The 15,052-nt window shown below is 67.9% G+C and carries 16 protein-coding genes; all 16 read right to left on the bottom strand.

Annotated features, from left to right (window positions below; genetic code table 11):
* Positions 1–38 precede the first annotated feature (38 nt).
* On the bottom strand, positions 39–2,759 hold the full coding sequence (locus ACIA6C_RS28225) for a phage tail tape measure protein (protein ID WP_399280032.1): 2,721 nt from the start codon (positions 2,757–2,759) through the stop codon (positions 39–41).
* A 32-nt stretch (positions 2,760–2,791) separates the two neighbouring features.
* A complete protein-coding gene (locus ACIA6C_RS28220; protein ID WP_399280030.1) occupies positions 2,792–3,244 on the bottom strand; it encodes a hypothetical protein in 453 nt (150 codons plus the stop codon).
* Between the two features lies 1 nt (position 3,245).
* On the bottom strand, positions 3,246–3,386 hold the full coding sequence (locus ACIA6C_RS28215; protein WP_399280028.1) for a hypothetical protein: 141 nt from the start codon (positions 3,384–3,386) through the stop codon (positions 3,246–3,248).
* A 116-nt stretch (positions 3,387–3,502) separates the two neighbouring features.
* Positions 3,503–3,907 (bottom strand): hypothetical protein, encoded by a 405-nt coding sequence (locus ACIA6C_RS28210; RefSeq protein WP_399280026.1) that lies wholly within the window; start codon positions 3,905–3,907, stop codon positions 3,503–3,505.
* Between the two features lie 91 nt (positions 3,908–3,998).
* Positions 3,999–5,150: a phage tail tube protein gene (locus ACIA6C_RS28205; RefSeq protein WP_399280024.1), complete on the bottom strand. Its 1,152-nt coding sequence runs from the start codon at positions 5,148–5,150 to the stop codon at positions 3,999–4,001.
* Positions 5,147–5,362: a hypothetical protein gene (locus tag ACIA6C_RS28200; RefSeq protein ID WP_399280022.1), complete on the bottom strand. Its 216-nt coding sequence runs from the start codon at positions 5,360–5,362 to the stop codon at positions 5,147–5,149. Before ACIA6C_RS28200 ends, ACIA6C_RS28205 begins: the two co-directional genes overlap by 4 nt.
* Positions 5,363–5,427: 65 nt before the next feature.
* Positions 5,428–5,919: a hypothetical protein gene (locus tag ACIA6C_RS28195; protein ID WP_399280020.1), complete on the bottom strand. Its 492-nt coding sequence runs from the start codon at positions 5,917–5,919 to the stop codon at positions 5,428–5,430.
* A 10-nt stretch (positions 5,920–5,929) separates the two neighbouring features.
* A complete protein-coding gene (locus tag ACIA6C_RS28190; RefSeq protein ID WP_399280018.1) occupies positions 5,930–6,598 on the bottom strand; it encodes a hypothetical protein in 669 nt (222 codons plus the stop codon).
* A gap of 3 nt (positions 6,599–6,601) precedes the next feature.
* Positions 6,602–6,895, bottom strand: coding sequence for a hypothetical protein (locus tag ACIA6C_RS28185; RefSeq protein WP_399280016.1), 294 nt, complete (start codon positions 6,893–6,895; stop codon positions 6,602–6,604).
* Between the two features lie 60 nt (positions 6,896–6,955).
* Positions 6,956–8,326 (bottom strand): hypothetical protein, encoded by a 1,371-nt coding sequence (locus ACIA6C_RS28180; protein WP_399280014.1) that lies wholly within the window; start codon positions 8,324–8,326, stop codon positions 6,956–6,958.
* A 127-nt stretch (positions 8,327–8,453) separates the two neighbouring features.
* Positions 8,454–10,082, bottom strand: coding sequence for a DUF6582 domain-containing protein (locus ACIA6C_RS28175; protein ID WP_399280012.1), 1,629 nt, complete (start codon positions 10,080–10,082; stop codon positions 8,454–8,456).
* A gap of 3 nt (positions 10,083–10,085) precedes the next feature.
* Positions 10,086–10,478 (bottom strand): hypothetical protein, encoded by a 393-nt coding sequence (locus ACIA6C_RS28170; RefSeq protein ID WP_399280010.1) that lies wholly within the window; start codon positions 10,476–10,478, stop codon positions 10,086–10,088.
* A 15-nt stretch (positions 10,479–10,493) separates the two neighbouring features.
* Positions 10,494–11,480: a hypothetical protein gene (locus ACIA6C_RS28165; protein ID WP_399280008.1), complete on the bottom strand. Its 987-nt coding sequence runs from the start codon at positions 11,478–11,480 to the stop codon at positions 10,494–10,496.
* Between the two features lie 107 nt (positions 11,481–11,587).
* Positions 11,588–13,084 carry a phage portal protein gene (locus tag ACIA6C_RS28160; protein WP_399280006.1) on the bottom strand — a complete coding sequence of 499 codons (1,497 nt, stop codon included), beginning with the start codon at positions 13,082–13,084 and terminating at the stop codon, positions 11,588–11,590.
* A complete protein-coding gene (locus ACIA6C_RS28155; protein WP_399280004.1) occupies positions 13,081–14,694 on the bottom strand; it encodes a hypothetical protein in 1,614 nt (537 codons plus the stop codon). Before ACIA6C_RS28155 ends, ACIA6C_RS28160 begins: the two co-directional genes overlap by 4 nt.
* A complete protein-coding gene (locus tag ACIA6C_RS28150) occupies positions 14,582–15,052 on the bottom strand; it encodes a hypothetical protein (RefSeq protein WP_399280002.1) in 471 nt (156 codons plus the stop codon). The genes ACIA6C_RS28155 and ACIA6C_RS28150 overlap by 113 nt, the downstream gene beginning before the upstream one ends.

The raw sequence follows: 15,052 nt of genomic DNA, 5'->3' as shown, positions 1-15,052 counted from the left end.
AAGGAGTGAGGCGCCGTGTGGCGCATGAACGGACAACGTCAGCGGCGTGCGTAGTTCTGGTACGTGGTCGGGTTCCGCATGCCGCGCTGGAGGAAGGCTGTTTCGATCTCTCGGGCGATCCCGTCGATGGTGGCGACGCTGCCCTGCACGGTGATGTTGATGTTCGTGACATGGGTGCCTGCCCCGCCGCCGACCCCGGCTGTGCCGGCGAATGCCAGGCCTGGCACGCCGACCTCCTGGCCGGCCAGGAGGCCTGACATGGCCCGGACGGAAGAGACTGCGGTTCCGGCGTGCGCGTCGATTCCCGCTGCCACGCCTTGGGCGATCGGTCCGCCAACGTGCTCCGCAAACAGTCGGCTTGGCGAGTGAATGCCAAGGAAGTTTTTTGCCGACTGCAGCGCATTGTGGGCCAGGTTTTTCAGTGTGTTGTAGAGCCCACTTGCGGCTCCGCTGACGCCGTCGATGATGCCGTTGACGATGTCACGGCCGATACCGAGGAACCAGGAGCCGATGCTTTTGACCGAGTTCCAAGCGGCTTTGAGGCCGTTCCAGATGTACTGACCGATTTTGATGATCTGAGCGTCGACAGCCAGGGTGGCTCCGACGATCGGCGTGATGATGGCCGACTTGATCTGGCTCCAGAGGTAAGTGCACATGACCTTGACCTCAAGCCACTTCTGGGCCAGCCAGCCAGAGATCTTGTTCCAGACGGCCATGATCTCATGCCAGACCGACATGATCGGGTTGATGATCGTTGTCTTGACTTGGTTCCAGAGGAAGGTCGCAAGCACTTTGATCTCAAGCCATTTTTGCGAAAGCCAGCTGGAGACGGCATGCCAGACGTTCATCACGGTGCCGATGATCTGAGTGTGGAAATGATTCCAGATCGACATGATGATCGCGATGAACGGTGCGAACAGGACCAGCAGGAGGGGCCACCATTTGCGGAAGAAAGCGGTAATCCGGTCCCAGATCTGCGTGGTGATGTTCGCGATCCAATTCCAGCCGGCGACGAGCGGATCGACCGCCCGATGCCAGGCGGAGGAGAAGAAACCGACGATGCTGTTCCAGGCGCCCTTGAGTTTCTCGACGATCCCGTTCCAGATCGACATGGTGCCGTTCTTGACCCAGTCCCAGGCTGCGACGACCGCATGTCCTACCGTCTCGGCGATCGACTTGATCCAGTTCCACACCGTGGTCCAGTGCGTGACCAGCAGGACGATGACCGCGATCAGGGCGACGATGCCCAGGATGATCCAGGTGACGGGGTTGACCGCAGCCGCAGCTGCCATCGCGTACAAGGACGCGATGAAGGCCGCCATCGCAGCGACCAGGATGACGCCGATGACCGTGGCGAGCGCGATGGCAGCCGGCTTGTTCTTCTCAAAATAGGTGATCACCTTGAGGATCACCGGGATCAGTTTCGTGCCGACGACGATCGCGGCGGTCGTCACTGCTTCTTTCAGGCGGCCCATCTGAACGTTGAAAGACTGCTGGGTAATCGCCCATCCTTCGACGTCCTTGCCGGCGTCGTTGAAGGAGTGGCCGACCTTCGCGACGCGCTCCTTGAAACCCTCCGCATTCTCGCCGGTCAGCTGCAGGGTGGTGTTGAGGCCGATGGCGCCACCGGTCATCTTCTTGATGGCCTCGGTGTACGTCTGGGCGGCCGGCCCGCCCTTTTTGAGTTCCGCGCTGAACCCGTTGGTCTTGTTCTGCAGCGTGGCGTACTGCGTGAGCAAATTCGCCTGCTCCGGCGGCAAAGTCTTGAGCTCCTTGCGCCAATCGCCCAGTGAGATCGACCCGGCCGCGTAGGAGCGGGCCAGGTTCTGGATGCTCGACGGCATCGACTTGATCATCGTCTCGGCGTTGGCCGCCGCCTGCTTCGTCTGATTGAAGCTGTCCAGCAGCAGGGTTCCGGACGGCCCCATCTTCGACAGGACCGTCTGCGACAGCAGGTCGAGGGTGCCGGTCAGGCCCCGCTCACCCAGCTTGGTCGACACGTCGGTCGAGGACAGGCCGAGCCGCTGCATCTCCTGGACCGCGACGCCGTTGGGGGCGGCCAGACCGCGGATCGTGGAGGCGAGCTCCTGGGTGGCCTCCCGGGCCGAGGTGCCGTGCTGCGTGAGCGTGGCGATGGCGCCGCCGACTTCCGCAAAGCTGACCTTGTTGGCGGAGGCGATGGGGATGACCGTGGCCAGAGATCCGGAGAACTCCTGCATCGTCATCTTGCCTTCGCCGGCCGCGGTCTTGATGGCGTTCATCACGCGCACCGAGTCGGAAGCCTCGAGGTGGTACGACGCCATGACGCTGGTCATCGCGTTGGTGACGTCCTTGAGGTCGGCGCCTTCCTCACGGGCGCCCTGGGCCGCAGCCTTGAGGACTTGCAGACCGTCACCGGCCCGGTAACCGGCCTTCTCGACCTGGTACATGCCCTCGGCCAACTGGCCCGTCGACGTACCGGTCTGGCGGGCCAGCGACATGACCCCGTCGGAAACCATCTTGAGCTTCGACTGCGACTCGCCGCACGCCGTGACCAGCAGGTTCATCTGCTGTTGGAAGTCACCCGCAGCCTTCACCCCGTAGGCGACGAACGCGAGACCGACCACGGTCGTCGCCTGCCCGACCTTCGTCAGGAGGCCCTGGACGCCGCCCATGCGGGCCATGAACGTCTCGCCGCCGCGCGAGGCCGCAGCCATGCCGGCGGTGAAAGGGGCGGTCTCGGCCCGCAGCCGGACGAAAAGATCGGCGACCTCAGCCACAGCCACCACCTCTCATCGTCAGCGGTGGTGGTTCAGAGGCGGGGCCAGCCGACGCGGTAGATACTCACGTACAGCTGCGGGGCCACGATCGTGATCCCGAACTGGTAGGCAGGCTTGAGGAACGGGTAGGTGACGCCGTTGCGCAGGCCCGTCTCGAGGGCGAGTCCGTACCTGCTGGCCGGCGTGCGGCCGTAGGGCGGGGAGATCCCCGCCCCCGTGCCGACTTTCGTCTCCCAGCCGGTCCCGGTAAGCGTGACCGGGCTGTGGGTGATGGAACGGCGCAGAGTGCCGGAGATGACCGCAGGCCCGGTTCCCGGGCTGGCAGGTGTGGGCGTTCCCCTCCGGTGCGCCCCTGATGAGGCGTTGACCTTGGCCTGCTTCTCGATGGCGTTGGCCAGCTGAGTCAGGAACGTCCTCGATTTCAGCTGGCCGTCGGCGGAGATCTCGGCGAAGAGGCGGGTGAAGAGGCCGGCGCGGAGTTCCATGTCAGCCTCCCGCCCGGTCTGCCTTGGCCTGGGCCCGCTCGTTTTCTCGCCGTTCCCGCTCGGCGATCATGCTGAGGGTGTCGAGGCAGTACCGTCGCACATACAGCGGCGTGGCCTGCAGCTGCTCCCATGACCAGTGCATGCGGCGCATCAGGATGAAGTCGGCCCATTCGGCCGGGGCGTCGTTGCTGCCCCATGTCCCCTCGATGATCGATTCGATCGGGAGGAGGACGTCCTCGTAGTACGGGGAGCCGGGGCCTACTGAGGGTCCGCGACCCGGCCGAGCTCCTCCCCGATCCGGTTGATGATCCGCAGCGGCATCCGGGCGATGTTGTCGATCGTGATGGGGCCGAGCCGGGGCTGGGCGTCGGGGGACGCGTTCAGCGACTCGTACAGGGCGACCGGGTCCGCGTCCTCTGTCAGTTCGGGGGCCGCCGCGGATCCGTCGTATACCTTCCAGGCGACGATGACGCGGGCGAAGACCTCGTACATCGCGTTCTGGGCTTCCTGCTGGTCCAGGGGCTGCCCGCGCTCGTCGAGAGGCACATCCTTGGGAGTGACCTCTGCCGGCGCCAGGAGCTGGGGGTTGCGGATGAGGACGGACACGTCTTCGCCGAGCTCGGGGAACTGGAGCAGGACGTAGGGGGTGCTGTAGCCAGCCATGGTGATTCTCCTGTGCTGAGGGCGTCGAGGGCGTCAGACCCCGGCCGTGCCGTGACGCCCTCACGTGCGGCACGGCCGGGGAGTCCGGGGATCAGTAGGCCGAGGTGACCCAGTTTTTGAGGACGGCCTGGATGGCGCCGGCGTCCGTGGAGTTGTAGATGCCGTTGATCTCGAAGTCGGCGGTCACGTAGACGCCACCCTTGTCGTAGCCGCCCTTGGCCCAGCCGGGCGCGGTCGTGGTCAGGGTCAGTGACGCGCCGCCCGCGCTGACGGGCTGGGTGAGGACCGCGGTTGTCGGCTGCGTCTGCAGCGCCTGCAGGTAGAGGTTGTAGTCGGTGTCCGACTCGTAGATCGCCTTGTACTTGATGTCGGCGTCCAGGACGCCGGCGAACACCTCGCGCGGCTGCTGCGAGCCGTTGGAGGCGTGGATGGCGTCGGTGGCGCGCTTGAGCGTCAGGTCGTAGGACAGGCCGCGGGTGGAGGTGCCGCCCGCGTTGGTCATGGCCCACTGCCAGCCGAGCATGGGCTGCACGGCGGTGAAGGTGGGCGCGGCCAGGCCGGTCTGGACGGCGCCGATCCAGCCGGTGAGCTTGGCGTCGAGGGTCGCCGATCCCTTCGGGTCGATCTTGAGGCCGACCTCGGACAGCATGCAGCCGGGATAGCCCCAGCTCTCGAACGTGTTGTTGTCGACGAGGCTGTACGTGGGCTTGGCCACTGAGGTCGACTGCTTGAACGTGTGCGTCGTCGCCGCTTGCACCGCCACAGCCGAGGAGTGGGCGAGCGTCAGGCCAGTCGTCGGGGTGACGATCGGAATCGTGTACGGGCCGGAACCCGTCGGGGTGCCGGTGATCGCGTACTCGGTGTTCGCGGCCGTGTCGATGCGGATCGTCGAACCGGCGGGGATCGTGGCGGCCGTCGAGATGGATGTGGCACCGGCCAGCGAAGACGACGACAGTGTCGTGCTGACGCCGGGGGTGACGGTGTCGGGACCGATCATGCGCAGGAAGTAGCCCAGGCAGTCCGGGTACGCGGACAGTTCGAGGCTGGCCGAGGTCTCGCCGACGCCCTGGTACAGGCCTTGCAAATTGGTGTCGTTCGCGCGGTAGCTCGTGTCCTTGAGCTGCGTGTACTCGACGTTGAAGTCCGATTTGATCACGGGCAGGTAGAACGTGGGCGCCAGGAATGTGCCCTGCACGCTTTCCTTGGCGATGCCGATCCAGCCGAGCCGGGAGAGGAGCGTCACTGCGGCTCACCTCCCTCGTCGTCGGTGGTCTTCTTGCCTCGGGCCTTCGTTGCGGCGGGTAGTTCGTTGACGGGCGTCCAGCCGTCGAGGAGCTGCGGATAGTCGGCGGTGTCGCCCGGCTCGACGCTGTAGGGCGGCTGCTCGGGCTGGTCGTCGGTGGCGGGCGTCGCGGCGAAATGCCACACGCTGCCGCTGTCGTTGCGCTGGCGCACAGGGCTCTCCCGATGTCGGGGCGTGGGAAAGCCCCCGGCCAGACGGTCCGGGGGCAGGGGCGGGTTCAGCCGTTGATCTCGGCGTCGTCTGCCGAGTAGCTGATGGTGCAGGTCAGGTCTGCTCGGTCGCGGAGGCTCGGCTCGGGGTCGTCGAACTCGACGATGACCTCCGCCGGGTCTTCAGCGACGCTGAGGAATCTGCCGCCGTGTGTCTTGTCGAGCATCAGGCCGCCAATCCGCTGCAGCACCAGCTCGACGGCACTGTCCAGGGCCCGCTGCGGCTCCTCCGCCGCCCCAGACGGGGCTGAGGCTGGCCAGACGATCCGCAGGGCGAAGCGGTGGCGGGCCATCCTGCGCACGTGCGCGGTCCGCACCTCCTGCAGCTGGCGCCGCACGACGTACAGCTGCCGGCGCCGCTGCAGTGGCGTCCGGGGGAGGTACGCCTGCAGGACGTCGAACGGCCCGTCCTGGCCGGCCAGAAGAGCGGGCAGTCCGTCGGCAGGGTCGAAGCTGGTCAGCCAGGCAGTCTCACGGGCCACCGCATCAGCGCTACTCACCTGCGCCCCCTCACACGTGCCGGTAGGAGCAGAGGATCGCCTCGGCCTGCGCGGAGAGCACTCCACGGTCATGCCCGAACTGCGTCCCAGCAGGATCGATCTCTCCGAGGGCAAGGCTGGCCGCGAGAAGCTTGCATGCCCGCCCCAGGTCCGCGGGGACGGTGGTGTAGCCGCCGTCGTAAAGGACCCTGATCAGCGAGCCGACAGGCAGGAAGGTCCCCAGGCTGAACCAGATGTGCCCGGAGTCCGGCTCAGCGCCGATCAGCGTGGCCGCCGCGACCGTCTGTGAGCCGCCGTAGGACCGCAGCAACGTCACGCGCAGGTTGGAGTAGGTCCACATCTCCGGGTACCGCGGTGCGTACTCGGCGAGCCAGACGTGCCTGACCTGGTCGCCCACGCCGAGGGAGGTGGCGTAGGAACGCCCGACCGTGCCCTGCAGGTCCAGGGGCATCGATCCGGCGTCGGTGAGCTCGTCCGGGTCGATGCCAGTGGCGCGGTGGGACTCCGGCAAGCTCGAGAACGGTGCGAGCCGACGGCCCGCGATCCCTTCGCACTGCCGGGTGGCCTCGATCATGAGCTGGGTGAGGGCGTCGGCGGAGTAGTCGCGGACCAGGTCGGCGAACTGGCCGGCGGCCATGTCGGACGCGGTGGCCAGGGGTACCGGAGTGTCCGCGGCCATGGCCTACTCCGGCTTGCTGGCGGCCGTCTTGCGGGCCGCGGTCTTCCTGGCGGCCGGACGGTCCGCTTCGATGTCCTCGTCGGCCGGGTCCACCTCCGACAGCTCAGCCTGGGCGTCTTCGCCCGCAGGAGCGTCCTCCGGCTTGCCGTCGGGCGTAACTTCACTGAAGCCGCCGTCGGGGATCACCATGAGCGCGGCGATCTGCTCGCCGTCGGCGATCTCGACGACCGCGCCGTCCTTGGCCCAGGTGTGGCCGAAGCTGTCGCTGCCGGCCGACGCCTTGCGGATGAGAGCCATCGGGCTCCTCCTTCAGTGGTTAGCGGGTGCGCCGACGTGAGCCGACGCACCTGGAGGGGATCAGCTGGACAGGGTGGTGGTTACGCGGCTGAGCCTGCCGAGGTACTTGCTCGCCCGGACGGCCAGCGTCGTGTCCGACACGATGGCGTAGGGCAGCTGATCCGGGCCCGTCACGGTCGGGTACACATCTAGTGGAGTGAGCTCCCGGACGTAGGGCCGCACGACGAAGTTCGGGTCGCGCGACATGAGGTAGATGTTCTCCTGGCCCGCGGCGGACGGCTTGGCGGAGGCGTTGGTACCGACGTAGGTCGCCGGGCCGGCGGCCGGGACCGTGGAGCCGTTCTTCGGGGTGAGCTTGGTGCCGTCGTCGACGATCGACACCGTCAGGACGGGAGTGACGCCGTCCGCACCGACGCCGACGACCGCGTCCACGTAGCCGAGGAGCGTCTCGGCGCCGGCCGCGGTGGACCGGTAGACCTTGTAGACGTTCGGCTGGGAGCCGTCCAGGCCCGTCGGGGTGGAGAACGACAGGGTGACCGTGGAGGTGGAGCCGGTGGTTGTCTGGGACACCTCGGCGGAGGGCTGGATCTCTCCCTGCCGGGCGATGACGGGGACGACCTGGTAGTAGTAGGTCGCCGCCGCGAGCGTGCCGCCGGTGGTTGCGGTGGCCGTGGTGACCGTGCCCATGGAGTAGCCGCGCGCCGACAGGAACGAGGACTTGACGATGGGGACGTCGCGGTAGGTGGGGACGTTGAGGCCGCCGGCGACCTCCACCTTGTCCGAGAACCTCTGCTGCGACTGCAGGAGCTGCGCGACCTTGGACGCGGCGGTCGGGGACATGACGAGCATCCACGCCGAGTCCTGGATGGCCATGGCGGCCTGCTGCTCAACCAGGTCGATCAGCTTGTCCAGGGCCCCCAGGGACAGGGACGCGTTGAAGTCGATGGCGTTCTGCGCGTTGCCGGAGTAGCTGGCGACGAGCGAGTCGAGGCCGTCGAACTGGGGGTAGGCACCAAACGTGGTGGAGGCTGAATTGCCCCACAGCATCGCGTTCTCGATGTCCCAGTACAGGCCCTGGATGCTGCCCTCGATTTCCTGCTGCTTCAGGTCCTGCACGAGGCCGCGGGTGACGGCCTGGGAGTAGCCGGTGACGGCGCCGACGGCCTGCATGTTGCGGATCGGGAAGCTGTTCTGGATGTAGGTGCTGTTGGAGACGGGGCGGGCGCCGCCGTCGGTGACGAAGCCGCCGGTGGCCCGCTGGGTGCGCTGGTTGAAGTAGTAGACCGTCGAGTCCCACTTCTTCGAGGTGATGGCGCGCACGAGCGGCGCGTACCGGCGCTGGTACTCCAGCAGCATCGGATCGATGACGGTGTTGACGAGGGGTGCGGCGCCCGCGGCGGTGAGTGCCTCGCGGAGTTCGGCCTGGGACATGGTGGTGCCTTTCGGGAGGGGTGTGGATGCGACGAAGCCCCGCGCGGGGGCGGGGCTGGGTGACCATCACTGCCGGAAGGCACCAGCTGGGCTGGCGGTCAGAGAAGCCTGATGGGGCGTAGAGCGGTCAGCCCTGGGAGGGCTGTCGGCCGCCGAGGATCGCTCCGACGATGGCGTTGCCGCCGGTCTGACGCCACTCCTCGGGCGTGTACTCGTGGAGCGGCTTCTGCGGCCAGTCCTCGGGCAGCCCCGATGCCGTCGTGCCGCCAGCGGTCTCGGTGACCGGCGCCACGAACCCCTTGCGGGCCGGCCCTCCGGTCGCCTCGACGTGCTCCTGCACCGCCTGCGGGAGGGCTGCGGCGATGCCCTCGGCGACGAGCCGGGTGATCCGCTGCTCTTGGGTCTCGGTCACCTCGACTGCGGGCGCCGTCTCGGCGACCGTCTCCGCCGGAGCCGTCTCGACCGGAGCCGAGACGGGCGCCTGCTGCGGGGCGACAGCGGCGAGCAGGGCCTTGAACTGATCGTCGGTGAGGTGGACCCCGGCGGTCGCGGGGGCCGGGGCCGCTTCGGCGGCCGGGGTGATGGACTCCGCCATGGCGGTCTCCGTTTCCTGGGTGGATTCGACGGCCGGGGGTACGGCGGTCGCGGGCTCGGGGGTGGTCTCCATGGCGTCGTCCTCCAGGTCGCCGTCGGCGCCGTCAGGCTCCGCCCTACCTGCGTCAATGTCGGCGTCCAGGTCGGGGTCGATCGCGACGATGGCCTGGCAGGCGCCGGCCATGGCGGCGCGGCCGACGGCGTCGAGGTCGTGGGGGTCGACGCAGTACGAGGTGACCGTGACCGTCGTCGGCCCGTTGGTGAGGCTGATCGACATCGAGCCGCCGTGGCTCGGGTCGTCGGAGAAGCCGAGACACTCGGCGACCTCCTCGGACACGTGGCCGATCGGGTCGATGAGCCAGCCCTCCTGGGTGGCCACTTCGACGCCGTGGCCGCGGAGAGCCTTGGCTACTCGCTGCCGGATCCGCTTGAGTTGGGCGGCCGTGTAGCCGCGGGCGACCTCCGACTCGTGCACACGGGCCCAGGCCGTCTTGGCGCGGGCCTTGGTGTCGAGGGGGTAGCGCTTCTCCTTGTCGGCCTGATAGCCGGGGTCGGCGTAGGGACCCGCCGACTCGACGGCCGCCGGTTCGGCGGCTGCTTCGCTGACGGTGTGCACCAGCGCCTCCTGTACTGACTCGGTGATGAGCACCCGGCCATCGGGCGCCGCAGTCTCCTCCGGCTGGCTACCGGCAGGCGTGTAGGTGTCGATCCGGGCGCCGGGGACGCCTGGCTTGCGGGTGAAGTCCAGTCCGTCCAGCTCGAGGTCGCTGGCGGCCTCGACGGTGGTGCCGCCGGGACCAGCCTCCCGACGCACCTTGCCGACCCAGGCGCCTCGGATGGACACGCCTCGCAGAAACGGCGGGCCATCGCTGTCGTCGACCAGGGCGGCGATGGTTCGACCGGGCTCGGTGTCGACGATGGCTGCGGTGTAGCGCGCCGCACCGGTGTCGTCCTGCTCGATGCTGGTGATGCGGCCGACTATTTGCGTCGAGTCGTCGTCCGCCGCATGGTGGGACAACATCGTCAGCGGCTGTGCTCCGTCGGCGATGCGCTCCTGGGCGCGGGCCACTGCCCGGCCGATCACCTCTGCGGTGTAGAGGCGGCCGTTGCGGCTGATCCCGGGGACCAAGGCGACGCCGGAGATCGTTCCGAGGATGCCCATCGGTTACCTCCCGACCAACGAGATCGATGCCTGCGGAAAGACCGGGTTGGTCCCGCCGAGCGTCCACGTCACCCGACAGATCTGCGGCAGCACCATTGAGCCGAGACCTCCGATGTGCAGGCCGCATGCCGCGTTGGTGAAGTTCGGCGCTGACGTCAGCTGGGTGACCTTGACGACCTGTGGGAACCAGTTGCCGTCTGGGTCCTGGACGTCGAGCTGGACGTCCAGGGTCGGGCTCGTGCCGGTCGAGGTACCGGCGACGTATACCGGCAGCCACAAGTCACAGGTCTCGCTGATGTTGATCGGCCCGCTGTTGCCGGAAGCGGTAAGCCTGCTCGATGCGGACCCGGTGAGGGTCCACAGGGTGCGGGCGACGGGGGCGTAGGCGCCGCTCATGGACTCCTCCTCGGGTCAGGCCATCCAGGCTGCGAAGTGTGCGACGGAGACGTCGGCGCTGTAGACGCAGCGGCAGTGTGGGTGGAGGGGCAGGCGGGGCTGGTCTCCGATGTACCAGGGGCTGCCGGCCTCAGCGTCGATGCAGGCGCTGCAGACGCGACCGTCGGCGGCAGTGATGATCTCGATCTGCTGGACGCCCTCGCCGCGGTACAGCGCCAGAGCGCCCTCGTCGGCTGCTGTGGTCATCGCCCAGTCCACGACGAATGCCACTGATCCTTCCTTTGCGGCCAGGACGTCCATGGCCGCATCGATGAGCTCGTCGCGGCTCAGCCCGGTCTCCAGCCCGTCGGCCAGGGCCCGGCCGAGGTCCCCGGCGCCCCCGTCCAGGACTCGGCCTAGCCATCCGTCCGCGCCGGCCCAAAGGTCGTCGAGGCTGTCCATGGCCTGGTAGGCGTCCTTGAAGGCGAGCTCCCAGTCAAGGCCGATTAGGGAGGCGCGTTCGGCCGCGATGGCGACGGCCTCGACCATGCCTTCGGCCCGCCCAGCGGCCAGAACGTCACGCAGGGCGGTCCGTAGCGCCCCGAAGCCGGTCATGCCGGCGAGGGCTCTGAGGAGGGCTCGGGCGGCTGCCCTGGCGGCGACACGGATGTCGTCCAGCCAGCCGTGATCCGCCTCCTGGATGCCGAGTACCGCAAGGAGCTGGTCGACGGCGACCGCAACGGCTGTGCGGTTGACCAGGGGCAGCCAGGCGTCGCGGACACGCTGGGCGTGGTCGGCGAGCAGGCGGTCGCGCCGCTGAAAGAGGAGCGCCCACATGCCCTCCAGGCGCCCCAGGTTGATCGTGGCCTGCAGGATCCCAGGGTCATCGGCCGACTCAACAGCCAGGGCCACCGCGGTCTCGCAGGCGACACGAACCCTGGGGGTCAGCGGGCCCCCGGACAGCGCCCACCCCGCGGCGAAGGCGATCCGTGCCGGCTGCTGCATCGGATGCTGGGCGGCCACGATCACCTCCCAGTCAGCCGACGCGCTTCCGGATCAGCGGACCGACGTCCTTGGCCCGAAGCGGGTGGCCGGGCGGATCAGGCGGCAGGACGACGATGGGCGCAGGTTCAGGCGGCGTGCTCATCGACGCCTCCCGGGAGTGCAGCCAGGGCCTCTCGGAGACGCCGCCTGTACCGCTGGTGGGCGGACTCGGACGGCGGCGGTCGCTCGGGGTCCGGCTCGTCGCTCAGCTTTACTGGACTGTCGAGTGCCGCCGCCTTCATTCCAAGGTCGGTACCCCTGAGCCGATTGGCGACGCCAGCCTGGGACATGGCGTCCATGTCGTCCCACTGCGTGACATTGCTGCGGTCGACCAGTACCGCACGGTCGCCGCCTTCGACGGGCGGTTCGTTGATGTCGGCGCGGTAGCGGTTGAGGGTCCAGGCGCCGGACCGGAGTCGCATGTCGCGGATCTCCTCGATCGTCTTGGAGTCCCGCATGTCGATGTCAGCGAACTTCAGCTGCCAGTCGGTGATCCCGAAGCCAGCGAGGACCAGGTGGTAGTTCAGCGCCTCGAGGATGAGCTCGGCGAGAGGCTGGCAGGTGTTGACCATGAATGTGCGGTCCTGGCTCTCGCCGGTGCCGCCGCCGAGGTTCCCGGACTCGATGATCCCGACCTTCGCTGGGGGAACCCCGTAGGTGGCGATGATCTCGTCGCGGCGCTGCTCCAGGAACTTCAGGTAGTCCACCGTGCGGGACTGGGCTAGTTCCTGGATCTGGGCCCCGCCCTTGGTTGCGATCGGGTTCCCAATGTTCCGCGGGCCGAGGTTCTGCTGCTGGTACTGGGCGTTCCAGCGGCGGATGTCCGCCGGCTGGGCGGACGCCGGGAAGTCGACGTGGATCTGCGGCGGCGAGCCCTTGCGGAAGATCTCCTTGCTGGTGGCCGAGGCGAACAGCCAGGAGGTGATCGGCAGCATCGCGGCCTGCGTCGGCGATACCCCGAAGAGTCCGCTGCGGGGGGCGTCGAGGCTGATGTGGATGATCTCACGCGGTTCGAACACCGCCCGCTGCCCGCGCTCGGTCACCTGCACGTAGCCAGTGACGTTGCCGTGCTCGTCGGCCAGCGGCATCATGCTCGGGCAGTCCAGGGAGTACAGGGCCACCGGCTGGTTGCCGACCCAGACGACCTCGATGAACGCGTCACCGAAGACCAGGAGATCGGTGATGGCGCCGCGCAGGATCTGCCTGATGTTCTCGCGCGGGTTGCAGAAGGCGAGCATCCGCTCGAGTAGCCGGACCTCCGGTGACTTCTCGGGCCGCTCCTCCTCCGCCTCACCGGGGTCGGTGACCCAGTCCAGGACCAGGCCGCCCGCGGTGACGGTGCGGGCGATGGCACTGACCGAGGCCCAGGACCAGGGGCAGGCAAGGTAGGCGTCGTACAGCTGAGTCAAGGTGCTACGCCGGTCGCTGCCCGAGAACGAGCTAACGCCCTGCTGAGTCTCGGTGAGCCCTCCGGGGCCGATCCCGTACTCGTACCCGGACCGCTCCGGTGCCACCGCCGGCGCCGTCTCCAGCACCTCCGTCTGGCCGCCTGTCAGGCCCTGCCACCACGTCCTAAGGCTCATTCGACCTGTACCGTCCCCCCGGGCCGTGGGCCGTCGTCATCCTCGCCAGGCCAGAAGGCCAGCGCGTCGGGGTCAGGCCGGACGGCCATCGTGGAACCCAGGGGCTGCAGGTGGTCGGACTCGGCAACTGTGGGCGGCTGGTCCAGGACAAGGAACTCCGGCCCAGTGCCCAGGTTCGAAAGAAGGTAGCGAAGGGCGTCGCTGGCGTGGTCGTCGGCAGTCGTGTCGGCGTCTTCCGGGTCGCCCTTGGTGGCGTGAGGCAGGTCCGACAGCTCCCGGTACAGGTCGGTGACCGTCGAGAAGACGTGCAGCATCGGGCACGTCACCCAGCCCTGCGCGCGGTGGTGCGAGCAGGCCGGCGCCTCTTTCAGGTAAGTCCGGACGCGCTGCCAGCCGGTCACCCGGGAGCCCGCGCCTTTACCAGCCGCCGTCAGGTGCACGCCGTTGTCAGCGTAGACGGAGGCGATGGCTTTCGCGTCGCCGCGGGTGGACCACATCGCGTCATCGGCGAAGCGCACCGCGACATGCTCACCGGGGGCTTCCGCCGCGAGGATCTGCTGGGCCTGCTCCGCCTCGCCGACACCGCGCTGGTAGATCTCGCGGTAGATCCAGACGCGGCCGTCCTCGTCGACCGCACCCCACAGGACAGCCCACGGGGCCGAGAAGCCCCAGTCGACGCCGTTGTACCGCTTCCAAGAGCTGGGGAGCTCGATCGGCTCAAGGACATGTCGATCATGCTTGAGCTCGGGAAACATCATTCCGGCGAACACATCCCAGTCTCCGTCCAGGAAGGCGGCCCGCAGTTTCTCGGGAAGCGCTTGCAGGTCAGCGGCGTATTCGGGATTGACGTGCGGGTTATCGCTGAGCTTGCTGGAGATGAAGCGGACGCTGCGGCCTCGTTCGTCTTGGACGACGTTCTGTCCGTAGTTGGTGGGCTGGATGTACCGGAGCTTGACAGCGCCGTGCCCAGGGCCGCCGGGGTTGGTGCCCGACCGGATGCCGAGCACTGGGATGTCCGACCGGCCGGACCGCAGTCGAGATTCGAGGAAAGAGCAGACGTCGGGGGGAGTCAGGGTTCGCTCGTCGAAAATGAGGAGCTGGTATTGGCCGCCCTGCCGCCGCGAGGCATCCTTCACGGATTCGGCGTACCGGAACATCAGCAGGCTGCCGTTAGGGAAGCGGAGCTCGTATTCGGTTCCGTTCCAGGTGGCTCCAAGCGCCGCCGCGTAGCTGTAGTTAGACAGTTCAGCGAGCAGGGACTCCTTGAGCTCGCCGTAAGTACGGCGGAAGGCGCCGACGCGGATACCGGGATGCCGAACGCAGGCGCGAATCCCCTCAGTGATCAGGGAGACCGTCTTACCGCCACCCGCGCTTCCGCCGAACAGCACGTCGAACTCGGTCGCATCGTGGAAGACCTGCTGCTTAGGAGTGGGCACATAGCCGAGAAGCCCGAATACGTCGATCTTCCTGAGCCGCTCGGACTCCCGGCGCTGCGCCTCAGCCTGCAGGGTCTTCAAACGGCGCAGCTTGGTCAGCTTCGCGGTCAGCAGCGGAGAGGCCGGCTCGTCCGAGCTCGGCTTCGAGTCGCTGGATTTGCGCGTCGAGGGCATCGATCGTCAGCACCTCCAGCTTCACGGCGCTGTCGAGACCCAGGAGCTTGGCCCGACGGTCGAGGATCTTCAAGGCCGTCTCGATGGCCCGCGGACTGCCCTCCATGGCCTCCGGCCAGATCGCCTGCTGCAGGACGTCGAGACGGGCGAGTTCGAGTTCCCGCCATGCCTCGACGGCCAAGCCCTCCTCGACGACGTGCTTCTCGAGGGCGCGCTTGATGTCGGTGCAGGCGGAGGCCTTGGAGTCGTATCCGAGGAGTTCGGCGATCTCTGTGTAGGTCTTGCCTTGGATCTTGAGGCGGATGGCCTTACTGCGGCGTTCCGCGGTGGCGGCCTGCTGCGCCTTCGACGCGACCAT

The sequence above is a fragment of the Streptomyces sp. NPDC051578 genome (assembly GCF_044454045.1).
GTDB lineage: Bacteria > Actinomycetota > Actinomycetes > Streptomycetales > Streptomycetaceae > Streptomyces.
Note: the sequence above shows the minus strand (reverse complement) of the source record. Positions and strands in the feature narration are given on the sequence as shown.

What these genes read in the sequence shown, in the direction of transcription:
- ACIA6C_RS28170 (WP_399280010.1), bottom strand. Translation starts at nt 10,478, where the DNA reads ATGAGCGGCGCCTACGCCCCCGTCGCCCGCACCCTGTGGACCCTCACC.
- ACIA6C_RS28190 (WP_399280018.1), bottom strand. Translation starts at nt 6,598, where the DNA reads ATGGCCGCGGACACTCCGGTACCCCTGGCCACCGCGTCCGACATGGCC.
- ACIA6C_RS28150 (WP_399280002.1), bottom strand. Translation starts at nt 15,052, where the DNA reads ATGGTCGCGTCGAAGGCGCAGCAGGCCGCCACCGCGGAACGCCGCAGT.
- ACIA6C_RS28185 (WP_399280016.1), bottom strand. Translation starts at nt 6,895, where the DNA reads ATGGCTCTCATCCGCAAGGCGTCGGCCGGCAGCGACAGCTTCGGCCAC.
- ACIA6C_RS28180 (WP_399280014.1), bottom strand. Translation starts at nt 8,326, where the DNA reads ATGTCCCAGGCCGAACTCCGCGAGGCACTCACCGCCGCGGGCGCCGCA.
- ACIA6C_RS28210 (WP_399280026.1), bottom strand. Translation starts at nt 3,907, where the DNA reads ATGGCTGGCTACAGCACCCCCTACGTCCTGCTCCAGTTCCCCGAGCTC.
- ACIA6C_RS28175 (WP_399280012.1), bottom strand. Translation starts at nt 10,082, where the DNA reads ATGGGCATCCTCGGAACGATCTCCGGCGTCGCCTTGGTCCCCGGGATC.
- ACIA6C_RS28160 (WP_399280006.1), bottom strand. Translation starts at nt 13,084, where the DNA reads ATGAGCCTTAGGACGTGGTGGCAGGGCCTGACAGGCGGCCAGACGGAG.
- ACIA6C_RS28220 (WP_399280030.1), bottom strand. Translation starts at nt 3,244, where the DNA reads ATGGAACTCCGCGCCGGCCTCTTCACCCGCCTCTTCGCCGAGATCTCC.
- ACIA6C_RS28215 (WP_399280028.1), bottom strand. Translation starts at nt 3,386, where the DNA reads ATGCACTGGTCATGGGAGCAGCTGCAGGCCACGCCGCTGTATGTGCGA.
- ACIA6C_RS28155 (WP_399280004.1), bottom strand. Translation starts at nt 14,694, where the DNA reads ATGCCCTCGACGCGCAAATCCAGCGACTCGAAGCCGAGCTCGGACGAG.